Annotated in this window: 16 protein-coding genes; 14 read left to right on the top strand and 2 right to left on the bottom strand. The window is 43.9% G+C overall.

Going from position 1 to position 16,531, the window contains the following annotated elements; genetic code table 11:
• Nucleotides 1-275 precede the first annotated feature (275 nt).
• Nucleotides 276-3,302 carry a ribonuclease E gene (gene rne, locus CW749_RS17835; RefSeq protein WP_101113623.1) on the bottom strand — a complete coding sequence of 1,009 codons (3,027 nt, stop codon included), beginning with the start codon at nucleotides 3,300-3,302 and terminating at the stop codon, nucleotides 276-278.
• Between the two features lie 777 nt (nucleotides 3,303-4,079).
• Here rne and rluC point away from each other — a divergent pair.
• Entirely contained in the window at nucleotides 4,080-5,030 is a 951-nt protein-coding gene (gene rluC / locus CW749_RS17840; RefSeq protein WP_101113647.1) for a 23S rRNA pseudouridine(955/2504/2580) synthase RluC, read from the top strand.
• A 182-nt stretch (nucleotides 5,031-5,212) separates the two neighbouring features.
• Here rluC and CW749_RS17845 read toward each other — a convergent pair whose 3' ends face one another.
• On the bottom strand, nucleotides 5,213-5,797 hold the full coding sequence (locus CW749_RS17845) for a nucleoside triphosphate pyrophosphatase (RefSeq protein WP_101113624.1): 585 nt from the start codon (nucleotides 5,795-5,797) through the stop codon (nucleotides 5,213-5,215).
• 135 nt (nucleotides 5,798-5,932) lie between these two features.
• Here CW749_RS17845 and yceD point away from each other — a divergent pair, with 135 nt between their 5' ends.
• The 13 genes from yceD to CW749_RS17910 all read left to right on the top strand — a co-directional run bounded on the left by yceD (nucleotide 5,933) and on the right by CW749_RS17910 (nucleotide 16,473).
• A complete protein-coding gene (yceD, locus tag CW749_RS17850; RefSeq protein ID WP_101113625.1) occupies nucleotides 5,933-6,457 on the top strand; it encodes a 23S rRNA accumulation protein YceD in 525 nt (174 codons plus the stop codon).
• Nucleotides 6,458-6,487: 30 nt separating this feature from the next.
• Nucleotides 6,488-6,658, top strand: a complete 171-nt coding sequence (rpmF, locus tag CW749_RS17855) for a 50S ribosomal protein L32 (RefSeq protein ID WP_004406120.1) — start codon at nucleotides 6,488-6,490, stop codon at nucleotides 6,656-6,658.
• 9 nt (nucleotides 6,659-6,667) lie between these two features.
• Nucleotides 6,668-7,693, top strand: a complete 1,026-nt coding sequence (gene plsX, locus CW749_RS17860) for a phosphate acyltransferase PlsX (RefSeq protein ID WP_101113626.1) — start codon at nucleotides 6,668-6,670, stop codon at nucleotides 7,691-7,693.
• A gap of 5 nt (nucleotides 7,694-7,698) precedes the next feature.
• On the top strand, nucleotides 7,699-8,652 hold the full coding sequence (locus CW749_RS17865; protein WP_101113627.1) for a beta-ketoacyl-ACP synthase III: 954 nt from the start codon (nucleotides 7,699-7,701) through the stop codon (nucleotides 8,650-8,652).
• Nucleotides 8,653-8,746: 94 nt separating this feature from the next.
• The gene (fabD, locus tag CW749_RS17870; RefSeq protein ID WP_101113628.1) at nucleotides 8,747-9,670 is read left to right on the top strand and encodes an ACP S-malonyltransferase; all 924 of its coding nucleotides are present in this window, start codon (nucleotides 8,747-8,749) and stop codon (nucleotides 9,668-9,670) included.
• Between the two features lie 40 nt (nucleotides 9,671-9,710).
• Nucleotides 9,711-10,445: a 3-oxoacyl-ACP reductase FabG gene (gene fabG / locus CW749_RS17875; protein ID WP_180958435.1), complete on the top strand. Its 735-nt coding sequence runs from the start codon at nucleotides 9,711-9,713 to the stop codon at nucleotides 10,443-10,445.
• Between the two features lie 167 nt (nucleotides 10,446-10,612).
• A complete protein-coding gene (acpP, locus tag CW749_RS17880) occupies nucleotides 10,613-10,846 on the top strand; it encodes an acyl carrier protein (RefSeq protein ID WP_004406112.1) in 234 nt (77 codons plus the stop codon).
• A gap of 96 nt (nucleotides 10,847-10,942) precedes the next feature.
• Nucleotides 10,943-12,187, top strand: coding sequence for a beta-ketoacyl-ACP synthase II (fabF, locus tag CW749_RS17885; protein ID WP_101113630.1), 1,245 nt, complete (start codon nucleotides 10,943-10,945; stop codon nucleotides 12,185-12,187).
• A gap of 118 nt (nucleotides 12,188-12,305) precedes the next feature.
• On the top strand, nucleotides 12,306-13,112 hold the full coding sequence (gene pabC / locus CW749_RS17890) for an aminodeoxychorismate lyase (protein ID WP_101113631.1): 807 nt from the start codon (nucleotides 12,306-12,308) through the stop codon (nucleotides 13,110-13,112).
• Nucleotides 13,109-14,125: an endolytic transglycosylase MltG gene (gene mltG / locus CW749_RS17895; protein WP_101113632.1), complete on the top strand. Its 1,017-nt coding sequence runs from the start codon at nucleotides 13,109-13,111 to the stop codon at nucleotides 14,123-14,125. The genes pabC and mltG overlap by 4 nt, the downstream gene beginning before the upstream one ends.
• A complete protein-coding gene (tmk, locus tag CW749_RS17900) occupies nucleotides 14,122-14,760 on the top strand; it encodes a dTMP kinase (protein WP_101113633.1) in 639 nt (212 codons plus the stop codon). Before mltG ends, tmk begins: the two co-directional genes overlap by 4 nt.
• On the top strand, nucleotides 14,760-15,719 hold the full coding sequence (holB, locus tag CW749_RS17905; RefSeq protein WP_101113634.1) for a DNA polymerase III subunit delta': 960 nt from the start codon (nucleotides 14,760-14,762) through the stop codon (nucleotides 15,717-15,719). Before tmk ends, holB begins: the two co-directional genes overlap by 1 nt.
• Nucleotides 15,709-16,473 (top strand): YchF/TatD family DNA exonuclease, encoded by a 765-nt coding sequence (locus CW749_RS17910; RefSeq protein WP_101113635.1) that lies wholly within the window; start codon nucleotides 15,709-15,711, stop codon nucleotides 16,471-16,473. Before holB ends, CW749_RS17910 begins: the two co-directional genes overlap by 11 nt.
• Nucleotides 16,474-16,531: the final 58 nt, after the last annotated feature.

Genomic DNA, 16,531 nt, shown 5'->3' on the forward strand with positions numbered 1-16,531 from the left:
TAATCGACTGTTGAGTCGGCGAATCCTACCGAAAAGCGTGATGAAGTTCAATATTGATACCTAATTAATCAATAGTTACTCATTATGAACGCTTAAATTCTTATTATTTCAATAGATACTGTTTCAATTGGTATCGCTCTAATTGATGCAGTTTCAAATGATAGTGACAGATTGATTTTTACCTTTCTGTCGTTTTACTTTTTTGGCTAAAAAACTTGTTTTTAAATACAAAAAAGCAGGTCGCATCAGCGACCTGCTTTTAGTGTAGCACTAAGCTAGTAGTTGCCAGTTTTAGCCATACCAGCAGACGCTCGGTTTTTAGCAGCAATACTGCCTGCACCAATCGGCTGGAATCTCTCTGCTCTTAGAGGAGCTGCGACAACTTGTATTTCTTTTAGCTCATCACTGCCAGGCGCTTTTGCTGTTGGCGCAGAAACATGTGATTTCACTTGGTGAGAAACTTTTACCTTAATAGGCTCAGGTGATTCTTTAGCTTGAACAGCTTCAGCTACAACTTGTGTCGCTGGAGCGGTTTCTTGAGCTTTAGCTACTTGAACCTTGGCTACTGCAGTTTCTGCCACTGGAGTAGGAACTGGATCTGCAGATACTTGTTTCTCAGGTACTTCTGCTTTACGCGTTTCTACTTTAGGCTCTTCAACCTTAGGTGTTTCAACTGCCGGAGTGTTGTTTGTAGTGATTGATACAGCTGGTTTTACTGTCTCTTCTACCGCCGGCTGAGTTTCTGCAACAATCGAGTCTTGACGACGAATGATCACTTTGCCCATTGCCATTTCTGGGAATGAGTATCCACCATGAGCAGGTGCATGAATTTCAACGCGTTTCTCGACAGTTTCTTCTTTACGACGTTTTGGTTTTGCTAAGTCGTAGCGAGGCATGACTTTACCCATCGCCATTTCTGGTGAAGCAACACCACCTTTACGTAAACGGAAAGGATTCGGTCTACGATCACGGCCACGACGACGGCGCTGACCACTCGCACGAAGATGACGAGGTGAACGACGGTTACGACGCTGTTTTGTTTCCTCTTCTTCACCTTTTGCTTCTGGTTTCTTAGCTTCAACAGCAGCAGATTTTTTCAGCTGTTGTTCTGTATTAGCTTCTTCAGCGGCTTCGACTTTTTTGTTCTGGTCTTTCACTCGAACATTTTTCTTGAGTTGTCGACGTTGTCGGCGCTCTTTAACTTGTTCGGCTTTTTTCTCTTTTTTCTCTGGTTTTGAAGCCTGAGCTTCTGCGGCCAGTTCTTGACCTTGTTGCGCTAGCTTATCGTTTTTATTTTCGTCTTTAACACGTTTGTCTTGACGAGGTTTACGATTCTGCTTGCGTGAATCAGCGGCTTTCTTGGTATCAGTTTCAGATACTTCAACCTCTTGATCACGGTCTCTGTCGCGGCGGCGATTGCGTGATTTATTATCGCGTGAATTACGGCGACGGTTATCACGTTGGTCTTTACGATCACGACGCTGGCGGTTTCCACCATGGCGTTTCTCGTTTTTCTCTTCTTGTTTCTTCTCTTCTTCTTTCTTGGTTTCGGTTTCTTCACCAGAACCAAATAAGAAGCTACCTAGCGCTTTAAATACTCGACCGAAGAAACTTGGTTGGCTTTCTTTATCTTTCTTAGCTTCTGGCTTGCTCGTTGAAGTTGGTGCTGGTTTTGGAGCTGGCGCAGATTGCGCTGGTGCTGCAAAACCTTTAAGTGCCGGTTCTTCAAGCTTCTTAGGTTTAAGATCAGGTTCAGCAACCTCTTTGGCTTCTGCTTCTTTCATTGCTTCTAATTTCTTAGGAACAAGGTAAGAAAGAAGATCTTGCTCTTCGCCATCGCGAATACGGATGACTTCGAAGTGCGGTGTTTCCATATCAGAATTAGGAACAACCGTGATTTTTACTTCTTGGTGTTTTTCAATATGGTTAACAGAGCGACGCTTTTCATTAAGAAGGTAAGATGCAATAGCAACAGGAACTACTGCCAATACTTGTGACGTATTGTCTTTGAGTGCTTCTTCCTCGATTAAACGAAGAACAGAAAGAGCGAGTGATTCATTATCACGCACAACACCTGTACCCGTACAGCGAGGACAAATGTGATGGCTTGCTTCTGCAAGAGAAGGGCTCAAACGCTGTCGAGACATCTCCAACAGGCCAAATCGTGATATACGACCAATCTGAACACGAGCACGATCTAAGCGTACAGCTTCACGCAGTCGGTTCTCTACTTCACGCTGGTGGCGAACAGGGGTCATATCGATGAAGTCGATAACGACCAAGCCACCTAGATCACGCAAACGCAGTTGACGCGCAATTTCATCAGCGGCTTCTAGGTTCGTGTTGAGCGCGGTTTCTTCGATATCGCCGCCTTTTGTAGCACGAGCAGAGTTGATATCGATGGATGTTAGTGCTTCGGTTGGATCGATAACTATTGAACCACCAGAAGGAAGGCGAACTTCACGTTGGAAAGCAGATTCTATCTGGCTTTCGATTTGGTAATGGCTAAATAGTGGAACTTCACCATCGTACTTTTTCACTCTGCTTATAAAATCAGGGCGAATTAATTGAATGTGCTGTTTTGCACGCTCGTAGATGGTGTTGCTATCGATAAGGATTTCGCCAATATCACGACGCAAGTAGTCACGGATAGCACGAACAATCACGTTACTTTCTTGGTGAATTAGGAAAGGAGCCTCATTTGCATTAGATGCTTCTTTAATGGCGTTCCAGTGGTTAAGTAGGACATTTAAGTCCCATTCTAGCTCTTCTGCACTCTTACCTACACCTGCGGTGCGGACGATAAGGCCCATACCTTGAGGTAATTCTAAAGTACTCAGTGCTGCTTTTAGTTGGGTGCGCTCATCACCTTCGATACGGCGTGAAATACCGCCAGCTCGAGGGTTGTTAGGCATAAGAACAAGGTAACTACCAGCAAGAGAAATAAAAGTAGTAAGAGCAGCGCCTTTGCTGCCTCGCTCTTCTTTCTCTACTTGAACAATAACTTCTTGACCTTCCTGAAGCACCTCTTTGATGCTAGGACGACCTTGGTAAGTGTAACCGTCAGGGAAGTAATCTTTGGCAATTTCTTTGAGTGGAAGGAAACCGTGTCTCTCTGCACCATAGTCTACAAATGCAGCTTCTAGGCTTGGTTCAATTCGAGTGATACGTCCTTTGTATATGTTCGCTTTTTTTGATTCATGACCAGGACTTTCGATATCTAAATCAAAAAGTCGCTGTCCGTCGACCAAGGCGACACGCAACTCTTCTTTTTGAGTTGCGTTGATTAACATTCTTTTCATTGTTAAAAAATCTCGTTGTCTTTTTCTTTGTTTTGATTATTCAACTTGTCGCTTCGCACTTTTCTTATGGTGTCTGATCCCGTGGTTTATCGTTGCAACCTCACGGCTGGAAGGGATGCTCTAGGACACTTCAGTTGCCACACAATCATAAAAAAACGTGTGACCTGCCTGTTTTGGCAGTCATAACTCAACACAAGTAAAGAGAGTAGAACGACAAGTGATACTTCTGTCTCTATGTCTGACGCCCATTGCTGCATAAAGATTGAGAAGCGATCTACTCTTGTTGCTGATTGCTCATGGATTCTGCGACCAAGTGAAATAAGAGACGTTTCATTATTGCGATATGAAAATATCCAACTAAGCAGAAGAAGTTGATTCCGGATATGCCGGTAAAGACATCTTTCAAGCTCAAAATGGAAAAGTATCTGCGCAACTGACTTTGCATCGTCTTATTTGTTGGTATGAGTACGAAATGTAATCAATTTGACCATTGCAGCACTGAACTATAGCAGTGCGGAGAAAAGTGGGCAATCAGCTTTCTATTAATGTGTTAAAAAAATGAGAGATGATAAATTCAAAGCCTTTGTAATTAACTGTTATTAATGACTTAATTAGATATAACTCTCACCTTGTACAATTATTCACCCACTAGTTATGCACAACTTTTTTCACCGATAGAAATAAAAAGTTTTGATCTTTTCATGAAACTGCCATTTTCGTTGGGCTGACAGTGCATTTTGACTGGTGAAGTGGAACGAAAATGTTAGAATGCGCGACATGAACGAAATCAAAACAACCGTACAGTTTGTCGATATTGACGAAGATATGGCTGGGCAAAGAATTGATAACTTTTTGCGCAACCAACTTAAAAATATCCCTAAAAGCATGATTTATCGTATTTTGCGTAAAGGCGAAGTACGAGTGAATAAAAAAAGAATCAAAGCGGAGTACAAGCTTCAGCCTGGGGATACCGTGCGTATACCCCCAGTCAAAATAACCGCCGAGCCTGAAGCGGCACCAGTAAGTACCAAGCTAAACAAAGTGGCAGAGCTGGAAAAGCATATCATCTTCGAAGATGATCATATGCTGATTCTTAACAAGCCTTCTGGCATTGCAGTACATGGTGGGAGCGGTCTTAAGTTTGGTGCGATAGAAGCACTGCGCGCGCTTCGACCTGATGCGAGGTTTTTGGAACTTGTCCACCGAATCGATCGTGACACCTCAGGCATCTTGCTAGTAGCGAAGAAGCGTTCGGCATTGAGGCATTTACAAGCTCAGTTTCGTGAAAAAACGGTACAAAAATACTATTTTGCGTTGGTGATGGGGCAGTGGAAAAATAGCTGTAAAGTGGTTAACACGCCTCTACTTAAAAATGAAGTGAATAGCATTGTAAGAGTAAATCCAAAAGGTAAGCCTTCTGAAACTCGATTTAAAGTTTTAGAGAGATTCGAGCAAGCCACATTGGTACAAGCCAGCCCAATTACTGGAAGAACTCATCAGATTCGAGTTCATATGCAGTATACCGGACACCCTATAGGTTGGGATGATCGTTATGGTGATCCGCGATTTGATGCGTACACGTCTAAAGTGGGCTTAAATAGATTGTTCTTACACGCGGCGAACATTAAATTTGAGCACCCCGGTTCGAGCGAGAAGGTCGATATTTCTGCTCCAATGGGTGATAAATTGGAAAAAGTACTCAAAGGTCTTAGAGAACTTGCGGAATAACTTGGCATTTCGATAGTTCTCGTGATCCAACCATAACCATTCTGTCCGCCTCTGATGTATTTACACAGATATAAAGAGACCGCACGAAAATGCGGTCTTTATTGAAAGTTAGCTCATTTCTTAGGTAGGTCGCCAAAGCTAGCTTGAGTATATATCTCTATAAAACTAATACGCTGGTAAATTTAAATCGCTCGCATACCTTGTTTTTCTAACATTGCGATTAATGTAATCAATGGCAGCCCAACCAGCGTATTCGGGTCTTTTCCTTCTAGCTTCTCAAAAAGCGCGATACCAAGCCCTTCACTCTTAAAACTGCCAGCGCAAAAATAGGGCTCTTCTTTGTCAACGTAACTTTCAATCATGCCGTCGGTTAATTGGCGAAAATGAACAATAAACGTATCTAATTCCACATCACAATGGTCACTTTCTGTATTGTATAGAGCGACCCCAGTATAAAAGGTGATGCTTTTACCACTCTGAGCTTGAAGCTGTTGAATCGCTTTTGCTCGCGTATGAGGCTTTCCAACGATTTTTCCGTCGATAACGCATATTTGGTCAGAGCCAATAATCAGCGCAGGTGAAGATACTGAACATGATCGAGCTTTGAGTTCTGCCAGTCTCAAAACCAGAGCTTGTGGTGTTTCGCCTTCACGAACGGTTTCTTCACAATTTGGAGAGGCGACAGAAAAGGGCAGGCTTAACTTTTCTAAGATGGTGCGTCTAAATGGAGAAGTCGATGCTAAAATCAGTTTCGGAGTCGTATTCATTTTGGTCAGGATTATTACGGGTTTGAGGAAGAATAAACTAAGTTTTATTGGTTATCCTCGAAATAAGGAAAAAAACGCATTTTTTTGTCCTTTTTCTTTGACTCATGAAGATTTGAACGATAATATTCGCGCCCTATGCAAAAGGTAAAAATACCGCGAACGGTTGACCCAGCGAAAGCTGCTCAAAAAAGATTGGATTACGATGGCATCATCCAAACTAGTCTTTTCAAGCGCTTAGCAGACACAGCCGAGGGCGTAAAACGTGACGCAAAAGTCTCATTGTCCTTTGGGCACGATGAACAGCGATTAGTCGTTATCTCTGGTAAAGCTGACGTCGAAATCGATTTAGAATGTCAACGTTGTAATGAAGTTTTCACACAAGCGTGTGAAGTCCAATTTATTTATACTCCCTTCTATAGTGAGAAAAGTGAAGAGGATGCACCGGAAGAGTACGATTTGGTAGATCTGAACGAGTACGGTGAAGTCGACTTAATACAACTTGTTGAAGATGAGTTCATCTTATCCTTGCCTCAAGTAGCAATGCACGACGATGCGGATTGTAGCGTTAATTCAGACAATTTGGTGTTTGGCGAAATCCCCGAAGAAGTGGTGGACGAAAAACCGAACCCATTTGATGTTTTAAAAGACTTAAAACGTTAATTTTTAAGTAATAACATAGGAGTAGGGTCAATGGCCGTACAAAAGAGTAAGAAATCACGTTCAATGCGTGGCATGCGTCGTTCACACGATGCACTAACTTCTAGTGCACTTTCTGTAGACGCAACTTCAGGTGAAACTCACCTACGTCACAACGTGACTGCTGACGGTTACTACCGTGGCAAAAAGGTTATCAACAAGTAAGGTTAACCTTTGCAAACTATTACCGTTGCACTCGATGCAATGGGCGGGGATTTCGGTCCTCGCGTAACAGTGCCTGCCGCCGTGCAGGCATTGTCGCATTTCCCAGAGCTAAAAGTGATCTTAATTGGTGATCGCGATCTGATCACGTCTCAACTTTCCCGAATAGGGTATATTCCAAATTCTCGCTTAAGCGTTAGGCACAGTGAACGAACCATTTCCAACACAGAACGTCCTTCTCAAGCTTTAAGAAATAGCAACGGCAGTTCAATGAAACTGTGTATCGATAGCGTTGAAGAAAAGACAGCTGATGCGTGTGTAAGCGGCGGAAATACTGGCGCTTTAATGGCACTATCACGATTTAGGTTAAAACTGTTACCTGGAATAGAAAGACCCGCTTTGGTCTCAGCGCTACCAACTGCCAATGGAAACAAAACGTGGATGTTGGATCTTGGTGCGAACGTATCCTGTGATGCAGATACTTTATTCCAGTTTGCAGTTATGGGCAGCGCTCTTGCAGAACAACACCTCGAACGCACGCCTACTGTGGCTATTCTGAATATTGGCGAAGAAGACATAAAGGGCAATGATCTGGTTAAGCGATGCGCAGAGCTTCTATCTGATACCGATGAAGTCAACTATATCGGTTATGTAGAAGGGGATCAGTTATTGCATGATTCAGCCGATGTTGTTGTTTGCGATGGTTTCGTCGGCAATGTTTGTCTCAAAACAACAGAAGGGGTTGCGCACTTATTTCTTAATAAACTGAAAAGCCAGCTTGCTGGTTCAGGGATAAAAGCCTGGATTGCAAGAAAATTGTTCGGTGGTCTTTTAGATGAACTCAAAAACCTGAACCCCGACCAGTATAACGGCGCAAGTTTGTTAGGATTGCGCGGCATTGTCATTAAAAGTCATGGAAGTGCTGATGTATCGGCGGTCGTCAATGCAATTGGCGAAGCGGTACACGAGGTCAAACGACAGGTTCCCAGCCGGATTAGCGATCGTTTGGAAGCGGTTTTACTCGAGAGGCATTATTAGTCTTCATGTATAGCAAAATTTTAGGAACAGGCAGCTACCTGCCGTCTCAAGTGCGTACAAACGCTGACCTTGAGAAAATGGTAGATACAAGTGATGAGTGGATCGTAACTCGTACTGGCATTAAAGAACGCCGTATCTCTGCAGAGAACGAAACGGTTGCCGACATGGCTTACCACGCTTCTGTTAACGCTATTGAAATGGCGGGTATTGATCGCAGAGATATCGATTTGATTATCGTCGCGACAACCAGTGGAAGTCACGCATTCCCTTCTTCTGCATGCCAGCTTCAGGCTCAGCTCGATATTAGCGGCTGTCCTGCGTTTGATTTAGCTGCAGCGTGTTCCGGGTTTGTCTACGCTTTATCGGTGGCTGATCAACATATTAAATCGGGTATGTGTAAAAACGTACTGGTTGTTGGCTCTGATACGCTCTCTAAAACTTGCGATCCAACTGACCGTTCAACCTTCATCTTATTTGGTGATGGTGCAGGTGCTGTTGTCGTGGGTAAAAGTGAAGAGCCGGGCATTCTTTCTACTCATCTTCATTCAGATGGTCGCTTTGGTGATTTGCTAAATTTGCCAATGGCTAGCCGAGAAAGCGCAGAGTCAGATAAGTGGCTACATATGGCAGGTAACGAAGTCTTTAAAGTAGCGGTGACTCAGCTTTCCCGATTGGTAAAAGACACACTTGAAGCCAATAAGATGGAAAAAGATGAACTAGACTGGCTAGTGCCTCACCAAGCGAACCTTAGAATCATTACTGCTACCGCCAAGAAATTGTCTATGTCGATGGATCAAGTTGTTGTGACATTAGATCGCCATGGCAATACCTCTGCGGCTACGATCCCGACGGCATTGGATGAAGCGGTACGTGATGGACGCATCAAACGCGGTCAGACACTACTACTAGAAGCATTCGGTGGCGGCTTTACTTGGGGTTCGGCTTTAGTCCGATTCTAATGATTTCTGCCAGATCGACATATTAAATGTCGGTCTGGCTTTTTTGTTTTTATTGCATTCTCATATGGGTGCTTAGCTTTGAAGGAAAGTTACGATGAGCAAGTTTGCTGTTGTATTCCCGGGTCAGGGCTCACAAGCTGTTGGCATGTTAGCCGAGCTAGGCGAGCAACACGAAGTAGTAAAAAATACGTTTGCTGAGGCATCTGAAGCGCTTGGCTACGACCTTTGGACACTGGTTCAAAATGGTCCAGTAGAAGATTTAAATGAAACATTCCGCACTCAGCCTGCTTTGCTAGCCTCTTCTGTTGCTATCTGGCGTGTATGGCAGGAACAAGGTCTATCCGCTCCAGAAACATTCGCTGGGCATAGCCTTGGTGAATATTCTGCACTGGTTTGTGCGGGTGTTATTGATTTTAAAGAAGCCATCAAGCTAGTTGAGCTTCGTGGTCGTTTAATGCAAGAAGCCGTTCCTGCTGGAACGGGTGCAATGTATGCGATCATTGGATTAGCCGATGATGCTATCGCAAAAGCGTGCGAAGAAGCCGCTCAGGGTGACGTTGTATCCCCTGTGAATTATAACTCTCCTGGTCAGGTGGTTATCGCGGGTAGTAAAGAAGCAGTTGAGCGTGCGGGTGCTTTGTGTAAAGAAGCTGGCGCTAAACGTGCTCTGCCTCTTCCTGTATCGGTTCCTTCACACTGTGCGTTAATGAAACCGGCAGCAGAAAAATTGGCGAAAGCACTTGAATCGATTGAATTTAGTGCACCTAGTATTCCAGTTATCAATAATGTTGACGTGATTGCTGAAACCGACCCAGAAAAAATTAAAGATGCACTTGTTCGACAACTTCATAGCCCAGTTCGCTGGACTGAAGGCGTAGAAAAGATGAGTGAACAAGGTATCGAAAAACTTTACGAATTGGGTCCAGGTAAAGTACTGACTGGTCTAACAAAACGAATTGTGAAAACTCTTACCGGTGCGGCTGTTAATGATGCGGCAACGCTAGAAGCAGCTAAATAGCATTTTTAAGTTAGAAAAACTAAGGAATTAACAAAACATGATGAATCTTGAAGGCAAAATTGCACTGGTTACAGGTGCAAGCCGTGGAATTGGTCGTGCAATTGCTGAACTTTTGGTTGAACGTGGTGCCACAGTAATTGGTACAGCGACAAGTGAAAATGGTGCGGCGGCAATCAGCGAGTACCTTGGTGCTAATGGTAAAGGTCTTGCGTTGAATGTGACGGATGTTGAATCTATCCAATCTGTTTTAAAGACAATTAACGATGAATTTGGCGCTCTGGACATTCTAGTTAACAACGCAGGTATTACTCGTGATAACCTACTGATGCGTATGAAAGATGATGAGTGGACCGATATCATGGATACCAACTTAACATCGATCTTCCGCTTATCTAAGGCGGTTCTTCGCGGTATGATGAAGAAACGTAACGGTCGTATCATCAATGTTGGTTCTGTTGTTGGTACTATGGGCAACGCTGGTCAAACAAACTACGCGGCTGCTAAAGCGGGTGTAATTGGCTTTACCAAGTCAATGGCACGCGAAGTTGCGTCTCGTGGTGTGACGGTGAACACAGTTGCGCCAGGTTTTATCGAAACTGATATGACAAAAGCGCTGAATGATGACCAACGTGCTGCTACACTAGCGTCTGTACCAGCAGGTCGTCTTGGTGACCCACGTGAAATTGCATCTGCGGTTGTGTTTTTAGCATCACCAGAAGCGGCTTACATTACAGGTGAAACCCTGCATGTAAACGGTGGTATGTACATGGTTTAAGTCTTGCGTAATTGATTTATGCATGATTTAGGTCAAAAATGTACCGAATTTCGGGAAAAATCGCGCAAATTGTGGTTTGACCAGCAAGGTCACCCTTGCAACTTTTAAAAGTTTGAATAAACTACGGAAAACATCGCATAAAGCGAAGTCTGTAAAGGAAAAGAAAAATGAGCAACATCGAAGAACGCGTAAAGAAAATCATTGTTGAACAGCTAGGTGTAGATGAAGCAGAAGTTAAAAACGAAGCTTCATTCGTAGACGATCTAGGTGCTGATTCTCTGGACACTGTAGAGCTAGTTATGGCTCTAGAGGAAGAGTTCGACACTGAGATTCCAGACGAAGAAGCTGAGAAAATCACAACTGTTCAAGCTGCAATTGACTACGTGAACAGCGCTCAGTAATTTGCACTTCCAGGCGGTCATCCTTGACCGCCTGAGTTTTTATCGACTATCTTCTATCCTTTCACTTAATCAATTTCAACTCCGGAGAGTTATATCGTGTCCAAGCGTCGTGTAGTTGTCACTGGCATGGGTATGTTGTCACCGGTAGGCAACACTGTAGAATCAGCCTGGAAAGCCCTGTTAGCAGGTCAAAGTGGTATCGTTGATATCGAGCACTTTGATACTTCCGAATTCACAACTCGTTTTGCAGGAATAGTCAAAGACTTTAACTGCGAAGAGTACATGTCTAAAAAAGACGCCCGTAAGATGGATTTATTCATCCAGTATGGTATTGCTGCGGGTATTCAAGCGCTTGATGATTCAGGCCTAACGATAACCGAAGAAAACGGCCCTCGAATTGGTGCTGCGATTGGTTCTGGTATCGGTGGTCTTGGCTTGATTGAAGCCGGTCATACAGCGTTACGCGAAAAAGGTCCACGTAAAATTAGCCCATTTTTCGTGCCATCGACAATCGTTAATATGATTGCCGGTCACCTTTCAATAATGAGAGGTTTACGCGGTCCTAATATCGCTATTTCTACAGCCTGTACAACTGGCTTACACAATATCGGACACGCGGCACGTATGATTGCATACGGTGATGCGGATGCGATGGTAGCAGGTGGTGCAGAAAAAGCCTCAACACAACTTGGCATCGGTGGTTTTGGTGCAGCAAAAGCACTTTCTACCCGTAACGATGAGCCTCAACGTGCTTCACGTCCTTGGGATAAAGACCGAGATGGTTTTGTTCTGGGAGATGGTGCCGGAATGATGGTTCTTGAAGAGTACGAGCACGCTAAAGCGCGCGGTGCGAAAATCTACTGTGAACTTGTTGGTTTCGGGATGAGTGGTGATGCTTACCACATGACTTCCCCAAGCGAAGATGGTTCTGGTGGTGCGCTCGCAATGGAAGCTGCGATGCGTGATGCAGGTGTAACAGGTGAACAAATCGGTTACGTCAACGCTCACGGTACATCTACGCCAGCAGGCGATATCGCTGAAATTAAAGGCGTTAAGCGTGCACTAGGTGAAGCAGGCTCAGCACAAGTGTTGGTTTCTTCTACCAAATCTATGATTGGTCATTTGCTTGGAGCAGCGGGTTCTGTTGAAGCGATCATTACTGCAATGGCACTAGTTGATCAAGAAGTTCCACCTACTATCAACCTTGATAACCCAGACGAAGGCACTGAAGGCATTGACCTCGTTCCTCATACGTCTCGCAAAGTCGACATGGAGTACGCATTGTGTAACTCATTTGGCTTTGGTGGAACCAATGGTTCATTGATCTTCAAAAAGATCTGATGCGATTCTAAAAGAATCGATAGAGTAGTATAGTTAAGCTTGTTTTAAAGCGGCTTGATGCTTAGCATTGAGCCGCTTTTGTTTATATGGAGTGGCTTTTTGTATTTATGGAGCAGCTATGATTCTCGTCAATGGACGCCCCCAAGAATTACTTTCAGTTTCTGATCGAAGTTTCCAATATGGAGACGGTTGCTTTTCGACTCTTCTCACCTGCAAAAAACAAATCCAAGCGTGGAATTATCATAAAGAGCGTCTTGCATCTTGTTTAAAAACCCTTAGGATTCCAGCCCCGAATTGGGGAGACGTTTATGCATGGTGCAACAAGGTTGCTTTGGATAAAGAAAAAGCGGGTCTGAAAATTCATATAAGCCGTGGTACAGGGGGAAGAGGATACGGTATTGCGGGCATATCTGCGCCAACCGTAACCATTACAGCGTTCGACTACCCAGCGCATTACGACGAATGGGCCAGCAAAGGTGTGTCATTAGGCATTTGTGAAACTCACTTGGGGCACCAACCTTTGCTTGCTGGTCTTAAGCACAATAACCGATTAGAGCAAGTATTGGTTAAAGCCGAGATAGAGCAGAATGGTTGGAATGAAGCGATCGTCTGTGATTTTGAAGGCAACGTTATAGAAACCAGTGCGGCTAATTTATTTTGGGTGGACTCTGAATTTAGATTGTGTACGCCAAAGCTTAATTTGTGCGGTGTGGCTGGCATTATGCGTAAACAAGTCATTGAAGAAGCGATTACCAAGAAGATGACGCTTGTAGAACGTGTATTTTCTATTGAAGAATTATTGAACGCAAAAGAAGTCTTTATGACCAATGCATTACTTCAAGTTTGCCCAATTACTTGTATTGATAAAACCCACTTCGAAATTGGTTCTCTAACCAAAACTTTCCAGGAGATATTTGTAACGTGATTAAAAAAATTGCGATTTTTCTGGCTCTATGCGCTGCTATCTTAGCAGCTGTAGGGTTTTACGTCAGTCAACAAGCTCAACAGTACATTAATCAACCCGTCACTAATTCGCAGCCAGAGCTAATCACTATCAAGTCGGGCACGAGTTTTCAGGGCGTCTTAGCGCAATTGGAAAATTCGGGCTGGATTAGTACAAGCCCTTTTTCAAAACTTATTCGTCATGCGTATCCTGAGCTTGTTCAAGTGAAGGCGGGGACATTTCTGCTGAAGCCGGAAATGACGCTAAGCGAAGCGCTTATCTTTTTAGGGGAAGGTAAAGAGCATCAATTTGCTATTACTTTTGTTGAGGGAACAACCTTTAAGGAGTGGCGAGCAATACTGGATACGACTGAACACCTTCGCCATCTTACTCGTGGAAAGTCTGAGCCAGAAATTGCGGAAGCACTCAATATAGATAAGCAAAAATTGGAAGGTTTGTTTCTTGCTGAGACATATCATTTTACAGCTGGAACGTCAGACTTAGATATTCTTAAACGAGCGCATCGCGATCTGAATACCGCGCTGAATAATGCATGGAAAGGCAAGCAAGAAAAGTTACCACTAAAATCGACATATGAAGCCTTGATCTTAGCGTCAATAATTGAAAAAGAAACGGCGCTCGATGAGGAAAGAGAGCGGGTTTCATCGGTATTCATCAACCGCTTAAACAAAGGTATGCGTCTTCAAACTGACCCGACGGTGATTTATGGTATGGGTGAAAGCTATGATGGTAATATTCGAAAGAAAGATTTGCGTACACCTACGCCGTACAACACATACGTGATTAAAGGCCTTCCCCCTACGCCCATCGCAATGGCGGGTCCGGCCTCTATAGAAGCGGCGTTGAATCCCGAAAATAGTCGTTACCTATATTTTGTAGCCAGTGGTCATGGTGGGCACGTATTTAGCAAGAATTTAGCTGCTCACAACCGAGCAGTAAGACAATATTTGAAAGTACTAAGAAGTAAAAAATGAATTCAGCGAAGTTTATTGTTATCGAAGGTCTTGAAGGCGCAGGAAAAAGTACAGCTATTCAGGCTGTAAAAGAAAAACTGGCGCAACATGGCGTGCAGAATATTGTTAATACCAGAGAACCAGGCGGCACAGCGTTGGCTGAGAAAATGCGCTCATTGGTGAAAGAAGAGCACGAAGGCGAAGCACTTCAAGATATTTCTGAATTGTTGCTCATGTACGCCGCTCGCGTTCAACTTGTTGAGACAGTGATTAAGCCAGCGTTAGAATCTGGAGCTTGGGTTGTCGGTGATAGGCACGATATGTCATCACAAGCTTATCAAGGTGGTGGACGCGAAATAGCGCGTGACACAATGGAATCGCTAAAAAAAGTGTCGTTAGGTGGTTTCAAGCCAGATCTGACGTTGTACCTTGATATCGACCCTCGTATTGGATTAGAGCGCGCGCGAGGAAGAGGGGAACTAGACCGTATCGAAAAAATGGATATCAGTTTTTTTGAGCGTACTCGTCAACGTTATCTCGAAATTGCAGAATCTGATCCAAGCGTTGTGATCGTGAATGCTGAGCAAGCCATTGAAGATGTTGCTCAGAGTCTAAACAAAGCCTTGCAAAATTGGCTAGAGTCGCTGGAGAAATAATGTCCGATCTGCATCCTTGGCTACGTCTCACATGGAACCATTGGCAGTCGTTGTTAAACAACGATCGCGTGACGGGCGCTTTATTGTGCCATGCCCCAGAGGGATTAGATGCGCAGCAGTTAGCCGATAACTTTGCACAGGCTTTGGTATGCAGTAACGCAACAGACGAAGCGTGTGGTTTTTGCCATAGCTGTGATTTATCAAAGTCTGGTAGTCATCCGGACATACACAGTATTGTGCCTGAAAAGGAAGGTAAATCGATAGTTGTTGATCAAATCCGCCAAGCCAATCGTTGGGCTATAGAGTCTTCACAGCTTGGTGGTAAGCGCCTTATCATCATTAGCCCTGCTGAGGCAATGAATGAATCAGCATCTAATGCGTTACTAAAAACGTTAGAATCCCCAGCGGAAAACTGCGTATTTTTGCTGATGTCGACAGATAAACATCAGCTGCTTCCTACTATCGTGAGCCGTTGTCAGCAGTGGGATATCGCGACACCTGAGTTTGCTGATGCGATGTCTTGGCTTAACCAGAATTCAGAACAGCCAGTTAGTGAATTGGCACTGAAACTGAGTCATGGTGCCCCGTTAGCCGCACTAGCGTTCGCGCGTGACGGTCAGGAAAAGCAATTTGAGGCGTTACTCAATAGTTTGTCACTTCAGCTTTCTTCTGCCATTCCTTCATATAATAACTTTTGGTCTGCTATTAAGGATCAGCCTGTCGAACGTCTTGGCTGGTTGAGTTTTGCGCTTACTAGTGCTCAAAAAGACTTTTTTGTCCAAGAAAAAGGTTCCTATTTAGAGCCTATTTTGAAATGGATTGACTATGATCTGGCGTACAAAAAAACTCGACAACTTAACCAATTAATTCATCAATTAAAGATGTTTCCTGGATTAAACGCAGAACTGCTTGTCGCAGACTGGTTTTTAGATTTACACGAGAAGAAAAATGTTTGTTGATTCGCATTGTCACCTAGATAAATTAAATTATGAAGAGCTGCATACAGGAGTGGCGGACGTTGTAGAGAAAGCGCGTAAAGCTAATGTTGAACATTTGCTTTCCGTTGGCGTTACCCTAGATAGCTTTCCAAAAATGATGGAGATGATTGAGCCATTTAGCAACGTATCGGCTTCATGCGGAGTACACCCTTTGGATGTGGAAAGTGCATTTTGCTTGGATAAGCTTTATGAATACGCCCGTCATCCACGAGTTGTGGCTATCGGTGAAACGGGGTTGGATTATCACTATAAGCCAGAGACCAAAGCACTGCAGTTAGAGCGCTTTGAGCAACAAGTCGCTTTGGCGGTTGAAGTTGATAAGCCACTTATTATTCACACAAGGAATGCGCGTGAAGATACTTTGAAGCTTCTACGAGACGGAAATGCGCAAGAGTGTGGTGGTGTTATTCACTGTTTTACAGAAGACTTACCATTTGCAGAAGCGGCGATGGAGTTGGGCTTTTACATTTCGATTTCTGGCATAGTCACATTTCGTGCTGCGACGGAATTAAAAGAGGTTGTAAAAGCGCTGCCATTGGATAGATTGCTGATCGAAACCGACTCTCCTTACTTAGCCCCAGTTCCTCACCGAGGAAAAGAGAACCAACCCGCTTATGTTGCCGAGGTGGCTCAGTACATAGCGCAGTTAAAAAATGTGTCGTTAGGTGAAGTTGCTCAAGTAACAACCAGAAACTTCCAAAATCTTTTTTTGTGATGAAAACACCGAATTGATGAAAAAGGGAGCTTATGCTCTAATGCCAGTCAGTTAAGCT

The sequence above is a fragment of the Vibrio sp. vnigr-6D03 genome, from assembly GCF_002835515.1.
Lineage (GTDB): Bacteria > Pseudomonadota > Gammaproteobacteria > Enterobacterales > Vibrionaceae > Vibrio > Vibrio penaeicida.

Excerpts from the sequence above, each read along its gene's own strand:
- rne (WP_101113623.1), bottom strand. The coding sequence starts at position 3,302 with ATGAAAAGAATGTTAATCAACGCAACTCAAAAAGAAGAGTTGCGTGTC.
- rluC (WP_101113647.1), top strand. The coding sequence starts at position 4,080 with ATGAACGAAATCAAAACAACCGTACAGTTTGTCGATATTGACGAAGAT.
- CW749_RS17845 (WP_101113624.1), bottom strand. The coding sequence starts at position 5,797 with ATGAATACGACTCCGAAACTGATTTTAGCATCGACTTCTCCATTTAGA.
- yceD (WP_101113625.1), top strand. The coding sequence starts at position 5,933 with ATGCAAAAGGTAAAAATACCGCGAACGGTTGACCCAGCGAAAGCTGCT.
- rpmF (WP_004406120.1), top strand. The coding sequence starts at position 6,488 with ATGGCCGTACAAAAGAGTAAGAAATCACGTTCAATGCGTGGCATGCGT.
- CW749_RS17865 (WP_101113627.1), top strand. The coding sequence starts at position 7,699 with ATGTATAGCAAAATTTTAGGAACAGGCAGCTACCTGCCGTCTCAAGTG.
- fabD (WP_101113628.1), top strand. The coding sequence starts at position 8,747 with ATGAGCAAGTTTGCTGTTGTATTCCCGGGTCAGGGCTCACAAGCTGTT.
- fabG (WP_180958435.1), top strand. The coding sequence starts at position 9,711 with ATGAATCTTGAAGGCAAAATTGCACTGGTTACAGGTGCAAGCCGTGGA.
- acpP (WP_004406112.1), top strand. The coding sequence starts at position 10,613 with ATGAGCAACATCGAAGAACGCGTAAAGAAAATCATTGTTGAACAGCTA.
- pabC (WP_101113631.1), top strand. The coding sequence starts at position 12,306 with ATGATTCTCGTCAATGGACGCCCCCAAGAATTACTTTCAGTTTCTGAT.
- tmk (WP_101113633.1), top strand. The coding sequence starts at position 14,122 with ATGAATTCAGCGAAGTTTATTGTTATCGAAGGTCTTGAAGGCGCAGGA.
- holB (WP_101113634.1), top strand. The coding sequence starts at position 14,760 with ATGTCCGATCTGCATCCTTGGCTACGTCTCACATGGAACCATTGGCAG.
- CW749_RS17910 (WP_101113635.1), top strand. The coding sequence starts at position 15,709 with ATGTTTGTTGATTCGCATTGTCACCTAGATAAATTAAATTATGAAGAG.